The organism is Ideonella sp. P3_A4, assembly GCF_056403075.1.
In genome coordinates, this window is sequence record NZ_JBFUGE010000117.1 from 1 (window position 1) to 14,989 (window position 14,989).

Annotated in this window: 11 protein-coding genes; 4 read left to right on the forward strand and 7 right to left on the reverse strand. The window is 67.7% G+C overall.

Annotated features, from left to right (window positions below; genetic code table 11):
• Positions 1–778 (forward strand): hypothetical protein (locus AC1DYI_RS13055; RefSeq protein ID WP_477204546.1); only part of this gene is annotated, 778 nt, incomplete at its 5' end.
• A gap of 41 nt (positions 779–819) precedes the next feature.
• On the opposite strand, the gene AC1DYI_RS13060 is transcribed toward AC1DYI_RS13055, so the two are convergent.
• Together AC1DYI_RS13060 and AC1DYI_RS13065 are read right to left on the reverse strand one after the other, a co-directional pair.
• Entirely contained in the window at positions 820–2,547 is a 1,728-nt protein-coding gene (locus tag AC1DYI_RS13060) for a carbohydrate-binding protein (protein WP_477204547.1), read from the reverse strand.
• A gap of 179 nt (positions 2,548–2,726) precedes the next feature.
• Positions 2,727–4,124 carry an RtcB family protein gene (locus AC1DYI_RS13065; protein ID WP_477204548.1) on the reverse strand — a complete coding sequence of 466 codons (1,398 nt, stop codon included), beginning with the start codon at positions 4,122–4,124 and terminating at the stop codon, positions 2,727–2,729.
• A 240-nt stretch (positions 4,125–4,364) separates the two neighbouring features.
• Here AC1DYI_RS13065 and AC1DYI_RS13070 point away from each other — a divergent pair, with 240 nt between their 5' ends.
• Together AC1DYI_RS13070 and AC1DYI_RS13075 are read left to right on the forward strand one after the other, a co-directional pair.
• The gene (locus AC1DYI_RS13070) at positions 4,365–6,182 is read left to right on the forward strand and encodes a VanW family protein (protein WP_477204549.1); all 1,818 of its coding nucleotides are present in this window, start codon (positions 4,365–4,367) and stop codon (positions 6,180–6,182) included.
• Positions 6,183–6,253: 71 nt separating this feature from the next.
• Positions 6,254–7,297, forward strand: a complete 1,044-nt coding sequence (locus AC1DYI_RS13075; protein WP_477204550.1) for a hypothetical protein — start codon at positions 6,254–6,256, stop codon at positions 7,295–7,297.
• Positions 7,298–7,367: 70 nt separating this feature from the next.
• Here the strand turns inward: AC1DYI_RS13075 and AC1DYI_RS13080 are convergent, their stop codons facing one another.
• Entirely contained in the window at positions 7,368–8,147 is a 780-nt protein-coding gene (locus AC1DYI_RS13080; protein ID WP_477204551.1) for a hypothetical protein, read from the reverse strand.
• A 217-nt stretch (positions 8,148–8,364) separates the two neighbouring features.
• On the opposite strand from AC1DYI_RS13080, the gene AC1DYI_RS13085 reads away from it, so the two are divergent.
• Positions 8,365–9,477, forward strand: coding sequence for a beta/gamma crystallin-related protein (locus AC1DYI_RS13085; RefSeq protein ID WP_477204552.1), 1,113 nt, complete (start codon positions 8,365–8,367; stop codon positions 9,475–9,477).
• A gap of 63 nt (positions 9,478–9,540) precedes the next feature.
• Here the strand turns inward: AC1DYI_RS13085 and AC1DYI_RS13090 are convergent, their stop codons facing one another.
• From AC1DYI_RS13090 to AC1DYI_RS13105, 4 genes are all read right to left on the reverse strand, one after another.
• The gene (locus AC1DYI_RS13090) at positions 9,541–11,367 is read right to left on the reverse strand and encodes a DUF885 domain-containing protein (RefSeq protein WP_477204553.1); all 1,827 of its coding nucleotides are present in this window, start codon (positions 11,365–11,367) and stop codon (positions 9,541–9,543) included.
• A gap of 144 nt (positions 11,368–11,511) precedes the next feature.
• Entirely contained in the window at positions 11,512–12,396 is an 885-nt protein-coding gene (gene fdhD / locus AC1DYI_RS13095; protein WP_477204554.1) for a formate dehydrogenase accessory sulfurtransferase FdhD, read from the reverse strand.
• A 4-nt stretch (positions 12,397–12,400) separates the two neighbouring features.
• Positions 12,401–12,664 (reverse strand): hypothetical protein, encoded by a 264-nt coding sequence (locus AC1DYI_RS13100; protein WP_477204555.1) that lies wholly within the window; start codon positions 12,662–12,664, stop codon positions 12,401–12,403.
• A 2-nt stretch (positions 12,665–12,666) separates the two neighbouring features.
• On the reverse strand, positions 12,667–14,989 hold a 2,323-nt coding region (locus tag AC1DYI_RS13105; protein ID WP_477204556.1), incomplete at its 5' end, for an FdhF/YdeP family oxidoreductase.

The following is a 14,989-nucleotide window of genomic DNA, read 5'->3' on the forward strand; positions in this document are numbered from 1 at the left end:
GGGCAAGAACTGGCTCTCGACCTGGGACAACGGCGTCGCGCGCAGCTTCAGCGGTGTCGACCCACAAGACGCGTGGTTCGACGCGGATCATGGCAGCGCCAGCTACCAGACCAGCGGCGACGGCGTGCTGAAGATCTCGGGTTCGGTGCCGCGCATGTACGTGCACGACCCGGCTCGCCAGGCGCAATGGCGCAACGTCGAGATGACGATGTACTTCATGCGTGTGGCCGACAACAACACGCCTTGGGGTGGCCTGGTCGGCATGGCGCGCACCAACCACGGCACCATCGGCGACGAAGACAAGAACCTGTGCGACACGCGCGGCATCGATGCCCGCATGCGCTACGACGGCCACATCGATTTCGAGAAGGAAACCAGCCACCCCGCGTCGACCGCGATCCTGAACAAGACGCAGTGGTCAGGCGGCATGCCGAAGAACGTGTGGCTCGGCTACAAGCACGTCGTCTACGACCAGCCCGATGGCAGCGTGCGCCAGGAACTTTACCTCGACACCACCGATGGCGCCGGCGGCGGCCACTGGCAACTGCTGAATTCGCACGTCGACCGCGGCACTGATTTCGGCGTTGGCGGCAAGCCCTGCGCCAGCGGCGTGAACCCGGCCGCGGTGTTGACCAAGGCCAAGCAGCGTGCCGGCTCGGAAACCGGCAAACCCAACATCAGCGTCTACTTTCGCAGCGACGGTGTGAGCAGCAACGGGCTGCTCTACAAGCGCGGCAGCGTGCGCGAGATCAAGCCGCCGACGGCTGTGCTCGACTGATGCAAACGCGGCCGTCGCGCTCAAGAAGCGACGGGCCGCCCCTAGCTTCTTGATCCCCCTCGGGGGGACGGGCCGGGCAGCGCCCGGACCTTGGGGGCCCCAAACGCCAGCCAATCGAGGTTGGCGATGCCGCTGCCGCCCTTGCCGACCAGGTAGACGTTGTGCACACCGGTCGTCGATTGGATCGGGAAGGTGAAGGTCTGGTAGGTCGTCCAGCCGCCGGTGTTGGGCACCGTGATCGAACCGATCAGCGGGCCACTCACACTGTCCAACCGAACCTCGATGGTCTTGCCGGCGAAGGCCGCATCCACCGCCAGCCGCAGCCGGATCCGGTCCAGCCCCTTGCTGCCGAAATCGAGTGAGGTGTAGCGCAGCCAGTCGCCGGCGTCGAAGAAGCCGATGCCGTTCGAGTCGAAGCTGACGCCACTCTGGTTGTAGAAGTTCTGCGCCTGCAGCTTGTCCTTCGCTGGCCAGGTGCCCTCGTACGGCAGGTTGCGGATCAGGCTGTTGGCACCGGTCAGTGCGTTCTTGAACACGGTGTTCAGCATCGTGTTCGCGACCATGTCCTGCTCGACGTCCCAGTGGCGCCATTTGGACTCGATCGTCGCGTAGCTGTCCGTCGCCACGTTGGGCGTGTTGGCACCGGCGTTCGAGTGGTTGTAAAGCGCCCAGTTGCCGATGCTGGTGCCCTTGTAGGTCCAGCTGTTCCAGTGCCAACCGGCCTCGTTGTAGCGCTGGAGCGCGTACTCCCAACTGGTCTGCAGCGAGAACAGGTTGAACTCTCCGACGTGGTGCGGCACGTTGTACCAGGCATGCGCCTGCTCGTCGGCAACCTTGGCGTCGGTGAAGGCCTTCTGCGCTTCGTAATTCGAGTCGTTGCCCCAGTTGTAGTAATGGAACGAGTAGCAGACGTTGGTCCAGCCGTACTCGCTGGGCGGCGTGATGGCCGACCAGTCCCAGATGCCTTCCATGAAGATGACGTGGTTCGCATCGACCGAGCGGATCTCGCGGTAGATGCGGTCGTACATGTCCAGCACTTCGCGCGTGGCGGGCGAGGGGTAGTTCGTCGACGGCTCGTTCAGCAGGTCGTAGCCGGCGACTGTCGAGTTGTTCTTGAACCGTTCGGCAACGGTGCGCCAGAACGTCATCGTCTGCGCCTGGTAGGTGGCGTTGTCCCACAACTGACCGGAGCCGCCGACCTTGCCGCTGTGGTCGGCGCCGTTCTGCGAACCCGGCGCGCCGTGCAGATCGAGGATCACGTACAGGCGATGCTTCTTCGCCATCTTCACGACCCACTCGATGCGGCGCAGGTCGGGCTTGCCGGTCGCGTCGAGCTTCCAGGTGCCGTCCTCGTTCATGTGGTTGAGGTAATAGATCGGCAGCCGCACCGCGCTCATACCCAGGTCGGACAAGCGGATGAAGTCCTTCTCTTGCAGGTAGGTGTCCTGGTAGGCGGCGATCAGCGCGTCGCGGCCCGAATCGCCGAAGCGCTGGCTCAGCGTCTTGCGCATCGTGTAGTCGTCGTTGACGCCGGCCAGCGGCGACATCCACGGCTCGTGCACCTGCCAGCCGCCGAGGTTGACGCCGCGCAGGTAGATCGCGTCGCCGCTGCCGTGCTGGTTGCGGATGGTCCGGCCGTCGGTCTTCAGGAAGTTGCTGTGGCCCGCAGCTGCCGTCTCGGCAGCCGCGGCAGGCATCGCCCAGGTCAGTCCGACCGTGGCGAGGGTGATCAACGGGGCGGTCAAGGCAAGGCGTCGCGTGAGCTTCATGGCTCCTCCTGCTGGTGTTGCGGTGGGCATCAAGCCGATCCGCGGTCGAACACACAAGGCGCAAACCATACTGGGCCAAGCCGCCTCTCGGCATTCGGGTTGGTACCGGTTCCAATCGTGGTCTGGCAACAAGGGGTAACGCTGCGGCGTTGGGCCGTCGCTTGCCTCTTGTCGCACCCTCAAGCCTTGAAGGTCACCCAGGGCTGCAGCCGCGCGACCGCGTCGATCAGGCCGGCTTGCTCTTGCGCCTCGATGACCGGGCCGATCGGCTTGTAGGCCTCGGGCGCTTCTTCGATGCGGCGCTCTTCGCGCAGCGTCACGCATTGCCATTCGGTCGGGCCAGCGTCGGGCCGGCACACCGCCCGGGCTTGCTGGCGGCGCATGCGTCGGCCTGCGCCATGGCTGCATGACCAGAGCCAGTCGGCGTGGCCGCGGCCTTTGGCGACGAACGAGTGGTCGCCCATCGAGCCGGGGATCAGTGCCAGGTCGCCGTCGTGCGCCGGCGTCGCGCCCTTGCGGTGGATGTTGCGACCCCGCTCGGTCAACACCACGTTGTGCGGCACGTCGACCACCAGGCGTGTGCCGTCGGCGCCAAGGACCCGCTGCAACTCGGCCCGCACCATCTCGCCCAGCACGACGCGGTTCGCCCAGGCGTAGCGCGCGGCCACGCCCATGGCTTGCAGGTACTCGGTGGCCAGCGGGCCTGCCAGCGCGTAGAGCTTGCTTTCCGGATGGCGCACGCCGGTGGGCCACGCATCGCGGGCTCGGTCCATCCAGCGGGCGCCGACATGGAAGCCCAGGTCGCGCGAGCCGCTGTGGATCATCACCACCACGTCGCCACTCTTCAGCCCGGCTGCGTATGCCGCGTGCCGGTCCATCACTTCGTCGACGACTTGCAGTTCGACGAAATGATTGCCCGAGCCGGGCGTGCCGAGGCAGGGGTCGCGATAGACCTCGCGGGTGCCGACGAAGGCATCGGGCGCGTGGCGTGAATCGGCGGTGAGATGGTCCAGGCCGATGCAGCGCGCGACCTCGTCAGCCAGGCGGTCGCGGTCGACGCCGGCCCACAAGCCATGCGGTTCGATGGCGTCGATGAAGGCCAGCGGGCCCGCGTCGAACAAGGCCTTGAAGGCACGCGTGGGCAGCGGCACGTTGCGCTCGTTTTCGAGCAGCACTGCTTTCAGTCGCGCCACCAGCGCTTCTTTGCTCGGGCCGAGCTGCGCCAGCGACAGGCCGGTGCTGTACAGCCGCATGCCGCAGTTGATGTCGGTGCCGATCGCGGCCGGGATCACCACGTCGGCATCGGTCGCGACGATCGAGCCGACCGGTGCGATCGCGCCGGGGTGGAAGTCCGGTGTTGCGCAGGCGGCGCAGACAGCGGGGTCGCCAGCCGGCGTCTTGACTGACGCGAAGGCCAGCAGCTGCCGGACGGCCTTTTCTTCCAGTGCCAGCGAGGCCGGCAACAGGATGGAGGCTTCGGCCGCTTCGTCGCGGACGCGGTAGACGCCGTTGTCGAAACGCAGGTCGATCTTCGCGCGGGCAAAGGCGCGCTGAAGGCGAATGAGATGAGAGGACATGACGCTGTGCTTTCCCGGGTGAGGAACCCGAGGGCCTGGCCAAGCCAGGCGATAAAAGGCGGCCCCGGCAAGTGGCGCGGGGCAGAGGCCTTCAGCTGCAGCAGCAGTCAGAAAAGGAAGTCGCGATTGTAGGGGCGCCGAGCCTTGCGGCAAGCGAGGCCGGTCACGCCTGCCGGTACAGTGCGCCGCAGGAAGGTGAGGGATGCACCAGAAGAAACGCGTTGCCCGGGGCGGTGCCCGATGAGCGCCGTGCCGGCCGATCGAAGGGCCGTGCCGACGCGGCTGTCGGCCGCTTGGCTGGCCGTGCGCGTGGCGGGCCACGTGCTGTTGCGCACGCTGCGCGACAGCTGGCCTTCGAACCGGGTGCATCGGCATGCGACCACCTCCGCCCTGAGCGATGCACCGGTGCTGGCCGAACTGCGCTCACCGCTGTGGACCGACGGCCGCGCCGATGAGTTCGCGCTGGTGGCCGGCAAGGTGCACAACCTGCGTGTTGCTGTTCGCGCTTTCGACGGGGTGGTAGTGCCGGCCGGCCAGGTGCTGAGCTTCTGGCGCCAGCTGGGCCGGCCGTCGCGTTGGCGCGGCTTCGTGCTCGGCCGCGAGGTGCGCGCCGGCTGCGTGGTGCCCACGGTGGCCGGCGGGCTGTGCCAGTTGTCGAATGCCTTGGCCAGTGCCGCGGCGCGGGCGGGCATTGAGCTGGTCGAGCGGCATGGGCACAGCGCACGCATCGAACAGGCAGGGCCGCCGGACGAGGTCGACGCCACGGTGCTGTGGAACTACATCGACCTGCGCCTGCGCGCACCCTTCGACTTCCGGATCGACGTGTCACTGACCGGCAGCGAGCTGGTGCTTCGGCTGCGGGCGGCAGTGCCGGTGAATGCACCACGCCAGAACACGCGGGTCTGGCATGCCGCGACGCCGCCAACCACCGTCGCGCGAGGGTGCATGACATGCGACGAGACCAGCTGCTTCAGGCATGCGGCGCAACGCGCCTTGCCGGCGGTGGGGCGCCGGGCGCTGCTGCTCAACGGCTGGACACCCGAGTGGGCGGCCCACCTGGCAGGCGAGGGCGGCGATGCCGACTGGTTCTTACCGTGGGTGCGCGCGGCCCGTCGCGCGGCCGGTGTGTGGCAGCCACCTGCTACCGCACGGCAGCACGTTGCCCTCGTCGCTTCGCTGCGCCGCACCTGGGCGTTGCGCCGCGCAGCGGGCGAGGGCGGGTCGCGGCAGGCGGCGATCGTGCGCGCCGACGCCTGGTTGGCTGACTGGGCCGCGGCCGCGCTGAAGCCCGAGCACACTGAGCTGCTGGTCGACCAGAGCCTGCTCGTGCCGCTGTGGCGCCAAGGCAGCCTGGGCGGCCGCCAGTACGACGTGTTGGTGTCGGCGCTGCCGGCCGGTGAACTGCAGCACCGGCTCGACGCAGCCGGCCGGCAGTGGCCGAGAGCCAATTCGCTGGCCGACTTCCGCGTCGATGCCGCTTTCGCCGATGCCGAATGGGCCGCATTGCGTGGCGCCCGAACCGTGCTGACGCCACACCATGACGTGGCCGATTGCCTGGCCCGGCAAGGTGTGCGCAACGTGCGTGTGCTGCCGTGGGCCACACAGCGATCGACGGTTGCCGCAACGGAGCGACAGGTGAGTGCCGTGCCGCTGGTGGTCTTCGCCGCGAGCGCGCTGCCKCGCAAAGGCGCACTGGAACTGGCTGCCGCGATGCGCGCGTTGGGCTGGCGCCTGCGGGTGCTGGGCAGCCCATCTGACGACGCCAATTTGTGGCAAGGCGTTGCCGCTGAACAAGGCCGCTATGCCGACCGCCGCTGGTTGGCCGAAGCCGACGTGGTGGCCCTGCCGGCGCATGTGGAGCATGCGCCGCGCGCGCTGCTGTTGGCGCTGGCCGCCGGGTTGCCGGTGGTGGCCACGCCGGCATGCGGCTTGCCGCCCGACTGCGGTGCCATCACCGTGCCAGCGGGCGATGTGCAGGGCCTGATTTCTGCACTGCAGCAGGCCGTGACGGCACGAACCCGCCCTGCATCAATCGCTGACGCTTGCGGTCAGCGGTAACGATTTGACCGCTCAAGGCGGCTGAGCGCAGGGCGACACTGCGGTTTCAGCTGTTCTTTTGGACATCAGCCATGAATAAATTCCCTAGAGCCATCGTCGCATTGGCGTTGCAGGCCTGCCTGGCCACCGCCTTTGCCCAGCAATGCCCACCCGAGGTGCCCGTTGAGGGGGCGCCGCCACCTGGCCCGCTGCCGCTGTTCCCCGCCGACAACTGGTGGAACACCGACATCAGTGCCGCACCGGTCGACCCGAAGTCGGCGAGCTTCATCTCGTTTGTCAACAACGGCACGCCACGTCACCTGCACCCTGACTTCGGCGGCGAGGTCAAGCCCGGCAGCGAGAGCATCTACGGTTTCCCGTGGGCGATCGTCAACAGCACGCAGGCGAAGCAGAAGGTCAAGTTCAAGTACTGGGACGAGAGCGACGGTGTCGACCTGGACACCGGCAAGCCCAAGGCCTTCTACCCGATCCCCGCCCAGGCGATCACCCAGCCGCATTGGGTCGAGGGCGGTGCGCCGGCCAACATCGATCAGCGCAAGAAGAACGACCGCCACATCCTGATCATCGACTGCACGAACAAGTACCTGTACGAGCTGTACAACATGTTCTACGACCCGACGCTGAAGAAGTGGTTCGGCGGCTCGGGGGCGTTCTTCGACATGAAGACGAACAACCGCCGGCCCGAGGGCTGGACCTCGGCGGACGCGGCCGGCTTGGCGATCTTCCCGGGCCTGGTGCGCTATGACGAGGCGTGGAACGACAGCGTGCCCGAGATCAAGCACGCGCTGCGAATGACGGTGCGCGCCACCAACGGCCACGTCTACCCGGGCTCGCACACGGCGGGCTCGACCGCGGGCGCGTTGCCGATGGGCGCGCGGCTGCGGCTGAAGATGAGCGTCAATGGCGTCGACCCGGCCACGCGCACCAACGACCCGCATGCACGCAAGATCTTCCGCGCGATGCAGCGCTATGGCCTGATCGTGGCTGACAACGGGTCGGACATGTACATCAGCGGCACCTTCGACAAGCGCTGGAACAACGACATCCTGAACCCGGCGTTCTCGACGCTGACCGCGAGCGACTTCGAAGTCATCAAGCTCGGCTGGAAGCCCTGAGCTTCGCCAAGCGCCGCAACGAAAAGCCGGCCCTCGGGCCGGCTTTTTTCGTCGTGTGCGTTGAGGCGCGTCAAGAGCCGGCCGAGGCCGTCGGGCACTTGGCGTTGAAGGCCTTGCCGGTGCGTGAGGTGCAGGTCACACCGGCGGGCAGCGTGACCTCCATCGATGCGAGCTGGCTCGACGCCGACGCGACGATCGACTTGGCGTTGCGCGTGCAGGTCGACGCCAACGCGTACCACATCGGCACCACGGCCTTCGGCCCTTTGATCTTCAGCGCCACCTTGTGCTCGTAGTCGATGATGTTCTTCGCCAGCGAATCGACATGGTCACCGCCGGCCGCCCGGACACGGCTGGGCGCCGGCAACTTCAGCTGCTGGGCGACCGATGCATCGAGCGCGGTCGGGCAGCGCCCGGCCTGCGTGCTGCCGATGCAGTAGTCGAGTGCTGCGGTCGTCGTCACCGAACCACTGCCGAAGGCCTTGACGGTGATGTTCAGCGTCGTGATCTGAGTCGGCGTCGCGCCGGCGACCTGGAACACCACCACGTCGCCGCCGTACAGGCGCGACGAGAGGTCCCACGGCACGCCCGACGCGGTGCCGGCCGAGCAGAAGGCGAGCGCGGTGTCGCGGTCATTGAAGGTCGAGTACGACTGCGCATCGGAGTCACCGATGTTCCAGGAGGCGGTGTGCAGGCCGGTGCTCTCGTTCTTCAGGATCTCGCCGCCCGGGCCGTTGGCGATGCGCAGCATCGTGACGCCGTTGGTCGACTGGGCCGCGGCCTGCCCGCCAAGGAGAGCCAGCAACGAGGCCAGCGCGAGGGTGGGGAACCGGAGCGTGACGGAGTGGTGCATGGGATCGTCCTCTCAGAGGGGGAGCGTGGGGGGAACGCGGGGAGCGGGAAAAACGCGGATCCTAACGGCCGAGATCGTGTATCGCCAGTCCGAAGTCGGCCGATGCGGGTTTGTCATCGGCTGAGGGTGCCGCTGCGTTGTGACGATGCTCCGGGCGAATCGAGCCGAGCCACCCGGCTCGGGGCCTGAAATGTGAGCAAAGGAAACAAGGCAGTTCATGCACCGCAAACTCAAATCGGCACTGGCCAGCTTGGCCGTGCTGCTGGCCGGCCAAGTGTCGGCTGAAGTGACCTTCTACGAACACAGCAATTTTGAGGGGCGCGCGTTCACGACGCAGCACCGGGTAGAAGACTTCCGCCGCTTCGGCTTCAACGACCGCGTCTCGTCGGTCGTCGTCACCGGCCAGCCCTGGGAAGTGTGCGAGCACGTCGAGTTCGGCGGCCAATGCATCGTGCTCAGGCCCGGCTCGTACCGCTCGCTCGGCGAGATGCACATGAACGACCGCCTGTCGTCGGCCCGGCCGGTGCACCACGACGGGCACCACGGTGATGACCATTACCCGCCTCCGCAAAACCCGGGCCAGGGCGGCCAGATCGCCTTCTTCGAGCACGGCGGCTTCCAGGGCCGGGCCTTTCAGGTCAGCGGCGAGGTGGGCAACTTCCATCAGTTCGGCTTCAACGACCGCGCCTCGTCGGTCATCGTGCTGGGCGAGCGCTGGGAGGTTTGCGAACACGCCGGCTTCCAGGGCCGCTGCGTGATCCTGCGGCCGGGGCGTTACCCGAGCCTGGGCGCGATGGGGATGAACGACAGGCTGTCGTCGGTGCGGCCGGTGCCGCCCACGGCACGCTACGAAGAGGTGCGCTACGCCCCGGTGGCGGAGCCGGTGTACGACTGGCGTCGCCGTCCGCAGGAGCGTTTCTACGAAGCGCAGGTGACCGGTGCGCAAGCCGTGTTCACCGGCCCGCAGCAGCAGCGCTGCTGGATCGAACGTGAGCGCGTCACTGTCGAGCGCCACAACGAGCCGAACGTCGGCGGCGCTGTCGTCGGCGGGATCCTGGGCGGCATCCTCGGCCACCAGATCGGCAGCGGCTCGGGCCGTGACCTGGCCACTGCCGGTGGTGCGGTGGTCGGCGCGGTGGTCGGTGCCAACGTCGGTCGCGAGACGGTGGTCAGCCGCCCGGCGCAGCGTTGCGCCGCGGTGCCGCCGCAAGGCCGGCCGGACTATTGGGACGTCAGCTACCAGTTCCGCGGTGTCGAGCACCATGTGCAGACCACCTTCCCGCCGGGCCCGACGCTGACGGTCAACGACGAAGGCGAGCCGCGCATCTGAAGCGGGTCTGACTGAAATGAACAAAGCCGGCATCTTGCCGGCTTTGTCGTTCTCGGGCCTCGCTCAGGCCGTCTTGCCGCCAGCCTGCTGCGCGATCCAGCTGTCGACCTGCCGCTCCAGCACCTGCAGAGGCAGCGTGCCCTGCGACAGCACCAGGTCGTGGAAGTCGGCCAGCTTGTACTGGTCGGCCAGCTGCTGCTGCGCGCGCTGGCGCAATTGCTGGATCTTCAGTGCGCCGATCTTGTAGGCCAGCGCCTGGCCGGGCGTGGCCATGTAGCGCTCGGTCGACTGTTTGGCGTCGGCCGCCGTGATGCCCTCGATCTCCATCATGTAGGCCATCGTCCGCTCTCGCGTCCAGCCCTTAGCGTGCAGCCCCGTGTCGGTGACCAGCCGTACCGCGCGGTGCAGTTCCATCTCCAGGTGGCCCAGGTGCTGGTTCGGGTCGGCATACAGGCCCATCTCGTGGCCCAGCGTCTCGGCGTACAGCGCCCAGCCTTCGCCGAACGCGTCGTTCCAGCCATAGCGGCGGAAGTCCGGCAGCGTCAGCTCGTACTGCAGGCTGGTGTGGAAGTGGTGGCCCGGCTGGCCCTCATGCAGCAGCAGCGAGGTCATCTGCGCGTTGTTGTACTTCGGCGGCGTAGTCGGCGCGCCGACGAAGAAGACGCCGGGCCGCGCGCCGTCGGGTGACGGTGGGTTGTAGTACGGGCTGGTCGTCGCGCGCTGCAGCTCGGGGATCTCGCGGATCTGCAGCGGCTGCTTCGGCAGCCGGCCGAACAGCTTGGCCAACTGAGGCGTGACCTGTTCGTTCAGTGCGTAGTAGCCCTTGAGGATGTCGTCCCAGCTGCGGAAGGGCCGGAAGCGCGGCTGCACCTCGTGCCACTTCAGGAACGCGTTGATCGAGCCCTTGTGGCCGAAGCGGTTCTGCAGCGTTGCCATCTCACCGTGGATGCGCGCGACCTCCGCCAAGCCCAGCGCGTGGATCTGGTCGGCGCTCATGTCGGTGGTCGTGTGCTGGCGCACGAGGTAGGCGTAGTAGGCCTCGCCTTGCGGCAGCGCTGAGATGCCCGCGCTGCTGCGGCAGGCGCGCAGGTAAGGCCCCTGCAGGAATGCCAGCAAGCCCAGCAGCGACGGCCGGATCTCCTTGTCATAGGCCTTCAGATAGGCCTGCGAGATGCGGGCGCGCTCGGCCGCGTCGAAGCTGGCCGGCATCACGCGCAGCGCGGCGCCGAACGGGGTCTTGTCGAAGCGCGGGTCGGTCAGCGCCTTCAGCATCKGCAGCCCCGACTGCACCAGCGCGCGAGGCTGCGTGTAGCCCTTGGCGATGCCTTCGCGCATGTTGACGATCGCCTGGCGGTTGTAGTCCGGGATGCGGCGCAGGCGCTTCAGGTAGTTGTCGTAGTCGGCCGGTGTCTTCAGCGGCTGCGTCTGGTCACCACCGGCCCAGTTGGACAAGGCCACCGGCAGGCCACCGTACTGGTCCATGGGCATCAGGTGGTCGGGATAGTCATCGCCGTCCAGCGCGAGCTGGACTTCCCAACCCAGCAGTTCGTGCGTCAGCCGATCGGCCGGCGTCAGCGTGTCCACCGGCACGGCGGCCAGTTCGCGCTTGACGCGTTCGTTCAGCGCATGCGACTTGGCGACTTCGGCGGGCGCGATGGTGATCGCGAGCCGGCCTTCGAAGCGCGGTGCGGCCAGCGTCATCGAGCCATGCAGCGGGTCCAGCTCCAGCCCATCGGCGAAGTAGCGGGCGGCGATATCGGCCAGCGCGGCCGATGGGGCTGCGGGCGAGGGTGTGGTGGCGGCGGCTTGCGCTGCGGCCCAGCCGGCCGGCAGCGCCGTGCCCGCGGCCACCGCGGCCGTTCGTTTTGCCCATTCACGTCGGTTCAGCATTGTTTGTCTCCAGATTCGGTTGCGCGCGATGTTGCCTGCTGCGCCAAGACCTCGCAGCCGCGGGGCGACCGAAGGCGGGATCGGCGGGTTGAATCAGGGCTGGCTGCGATGCAATCCTGCAGGCTACGGAAAGCCGTAGCAGCCTCAGGCGTGCGCGGCAGCAGAGGCGGCTGCGGTATCCAGCGACAGGTGCTCGGCGTGGCTGTAGACGACCAGGTTCTGCTGACGCGCAAAGCCGACCAGCGTCATGCCGGCTCGCTCGGCGGTGGCGACCGCGAGCGAGGTCGGCGCCGAGACGGCGGCGAGTAGCGACACGCCGGCCATCGCCGTCTTCTGGACCATCTCGAAACTGGCGCGGCTGGTCACGGCGATGAAGCCGGTCGCGGCGTCCACTTCGTTGGCGGCCAGCGCCCCCACCAGCTTGTCCAGCGCGTTGTGGCGACCCACGTCTTCGCGCAGCCAGCGCACATCGCCCTGTGCCGAGCACCAGGCTGCGGCGTGCACCGCGCCGGTGGCCTGCTGCAGCGTCTGCAGCGAGCAGAGCTGCGACATCGCACGGGCGATGGCTTGTCGGCTCCATGGCCCGGCATGGGCCAGCACCGGCAGGTCGCGCGTCACGTGGGCCAGGCTCTCGGTGCCGCACAGGCCGCAGCCGGTGCGCCCGGCCATCGAACGGCGACGTTCCTTCAGTCGCACGAAGGCCGACTGCGCCACGTGCAGGCGCAGCGTGATGCCTTGTGCAGACGCGTCCTCTTCGACCGCGTAGAGCTCGTGTGCGTCGCCCAGGATGCCTTCGCTGAGCGAGAAACCGAGCGCGAAGTCTTCCAGGTCCAGCGGTGTGGCCAGCATCACCGCATKCGAGATGCCGTTGTATTCGAGCGCCACCGGCACTTCTTCGGCCACCCAGTCGTTCACGGCGAAGGGCCGGCCGCCGCGCACACCGCTCACCGGCAGCGCTCGCGCACCTTCGCAGAAGGCCTCGGGCTCGGTGGCCGATGGGCTGTCGGCTTGGAGGTCGGTCACCCTCATCGCGTCAGTCGTTTGCACAGAAGAGCATCGCGCACTGCCGACGCCCAGCGTCCGTCAAATGGGCCATCCAGCGGTCTTCAACCTGAGTCACGCGAACCCAACCCGGGCCCGGCCTGCCGCCGATGGCGGCATCGCTCATCAGCGACAACTGCCGCATCAGCACGCTGGCGCTTTGCCCCAGCTGTTTGCCGAGCCGGGGCAGCGACATGCCGGCCGTGCCCGGCGCCGCGGCCAATGCCTGCAGGATGGCCAAGGGGAGTTCGTCCAAGGTCATGCGCTCGCGTCAGCCTCTTGCAGGGCCTGGTTCGCATGCGCTGGCGCTGAGCCCGCTGCATGCGGCACCAGCACCACCGGGATCGACTTCGATGTCGGCGTGCCGGCGATGATGGCCGTGGCCGACAGCGGCACCAGCGGGTTGGTCTCGGGGTAGTAGGCCGCCAAACAGCCGCGGGGGATGTCGTAGGGCACCAGCTTGAACTTGTCGGCGCGCCGCTCGCGGCCGTCGTCGCCGTCGTCCACCCACACCGTCTTGAGGTCGACCCAGTCACCGTCTTTCAGGCCCAGGGCCTTGATGTCTTCGGCGTTGATGAAGACGACGCGGCGTTGGCCGAACACCCCGCGGTAACGGTCGTCATGGCCGTAGATGGTGGTGTTGTACTGGTCGTGCGAGCGGGTGGTGAACAGCGTGAAGACCAGCGTGTCGCGCCGCTTCGCGCGAGCGCGGTGCGACGGCGTGTCTTGGGGYACCGGGTGCACGAAGAACTCGGCCTTTTGCGACGGCGTGGCCCAGACGCGCTCGCTGGCCTTGTTGCGCAGGCGAAAGCCGCCCGGCACCTGGATACGTTCGTTGAAGCCCTTGAAGTCGTCGAACACCGCTTCGATCTTGTCGCGGATGCGCGCGTAGTCTTCCATCAACCAGAGCCACGGTGTCTTGCTGCGCTCGCCGAGCGTGGCAGCAGCCAGCCGGGCCACGATGGCCGGCTCGGACAGCAGGTGTTCGGAGGCTGGCGGGTTGATGCCGGACGAGATGTGCACCATGCTCATCGAGTCTTCGACAGTCACGCCCTGCGGACCGCTGACCTGGATGTCGATCTCGGTGCGGCCCAGGCACGGCAGGATCAACGCCGCGCGGCCGTGTACCAGGTGGCTGCGGTTGAGCTTGGTGGTCACGTGCACGGTCAGGTCGCACTGGCGCAGCGCCTTCCAGGTTTCATAGGTGTCGGGCGTGGCCGCGGCGAAGTTGCCGCCGAGTGCGAAGAACACGCGGCCACGGCCCTCGATCATCAGCTTGATGGCACCGACCGTGTCCACGCCATGCTGGCGCGGCGGCTCGAAACCGAACACCTCTTTCAACCTGTCCAGCAGCGCCACCGGGGGCTTTTCCCAGATGCCCATCGTGCGGTCACCCTGCACATTGCTGTGACCACGCACCGGGCAGGCGCCGGCACCGGGCCGGCCGATGTTTCCGCGCAGCATCAGCCAGTTCAGGATCATCTGGATCGTGGCCACCGAATGCGGGTGCTGGGTGATGCCCATGCCCCAACAGGCGATCACGTTCTTGGCATCGAGGTAGACGTCGGCCGCGGTGCGGATCTGCGCTTCGGTCAGGCCGGACTCCTGCTCCAGCAGGGCCCACGACTCGGCACGCAGATCGGCCAGCAGGCCCTCGATGCCGCGCGTGTGCTCGTTGATGAAGGCGTGGTCCAGCACCTGGCGGCCGGCGTCTTCCTGCTCGACCACGTGCTTCATCATCCCCTTGACCAGCGCGAAGTCGCCGCCCACCCGAAGCTGGAAGTAATGCGAGCTGATGCGCGTGGAGCCCATCGTCGCCATTTCCAGCTTGTCTTGCGGGTCGGCAAAGCGCTCCAGCCCACGTTCGCGCAGCGGGTTGAAGCTGACGATCCGGGCGCCGCGCTTGGCGGCCGCGCGCAGCTCGCCCAGCATGCGTGGGTGGTTGGTGCCGGGGTTCTGGCCGAAGATGAAGATGGCGTCGGCCTGCTCGAAGTCGTCGAGCGTCACCGTGCCCTTGCCCACGCCGATCTGCGGGCGCATGCCCGAGCCGCTGGGCTCGTGGCACATGTTCGAGCAATCGGGGAAGTTGTTGGTGCCGTACTCGCGAACGAAGAGCTGGTAGAGGAACGCCGCTTCGTTGCTGGTGCGCCCCGAGGTGTAGAAGATGGCCTGGTTCGGGTCGGGCAGCGCGTTGAGGTGCTTGGCCACCAGCGCGAAGGCGTCGTCCCACGCGATCGGCTGGTAGCTGTCGCTCGCGTCGTCGTAGACCATGGGCTCGGTCAGGCGCCCCTGGTCCTCCAGGAAGAAGTCGCTCTGCCGGGCCAGCTCGGTCACCGTGTGCCGGGCGAAGAAATCTCGTGTGACCCGGCGCGCCGTGGCTTCTGCGGCCACGGCCTTGACGCCGTTCTCGCAGAACTCGAAGGTCGACGCGTGGTTGCGGTCGGGCCAGGCGCAGCCGGGGCAGTCGAAACCGTCCGGCTGGTTCGTTGACAGCAGGGTCTTGGCGCCCTTGATCGGGATGTCCTGCCGCAGCAGTGTCTTGCCAACGCTCTTCAGCGCGCCCCATCCGCCGGCGGGACCG

What these genes read in the sequence shown, in the direction of transcription:
- AC1DYI_RS13085 (WP_477204552.1), top strand. Translation starts at nt 8,365, where the DNA reads ATGCACCGCAAACTCAAATCGGCACTGGCCAGCTTGGCCGTGCTGCTG.
- AC1DYI_RS13060 (WP_477204547.1), bottom strand. Translation starts at nt 2,547, where the DNA reads ATGAAGCTCACGCGACGCCTTGCCTTGACCGCCCCGTTGATCACCCTC.
- AC1DYI_RS13075 (WP_477204550.1), top strand. Translation starts at nt 6,254, where the DNA reads ATGAATAAATTCCCTAGAGCCATCGTCGCATTGGCGTTGCAGGCCTGC.
- AC1DYI_RS13065 (WP_477204548.1), bottom strand. Translation starts at nt 4,124, where the DNA reads ATGTCCTCTCATCTCATTCGCCTTCAGCGCGCCTTTGCCCGCGCGAAG.
- AC1DYI_RS13080 (WP_477204551.1), bottom strand. Translation starts at nt 8,147, where the DNA reads ATGCACCACTCCGTCACGCTCCGGTTCCCCACCCTCGCGCTGGCCTCG.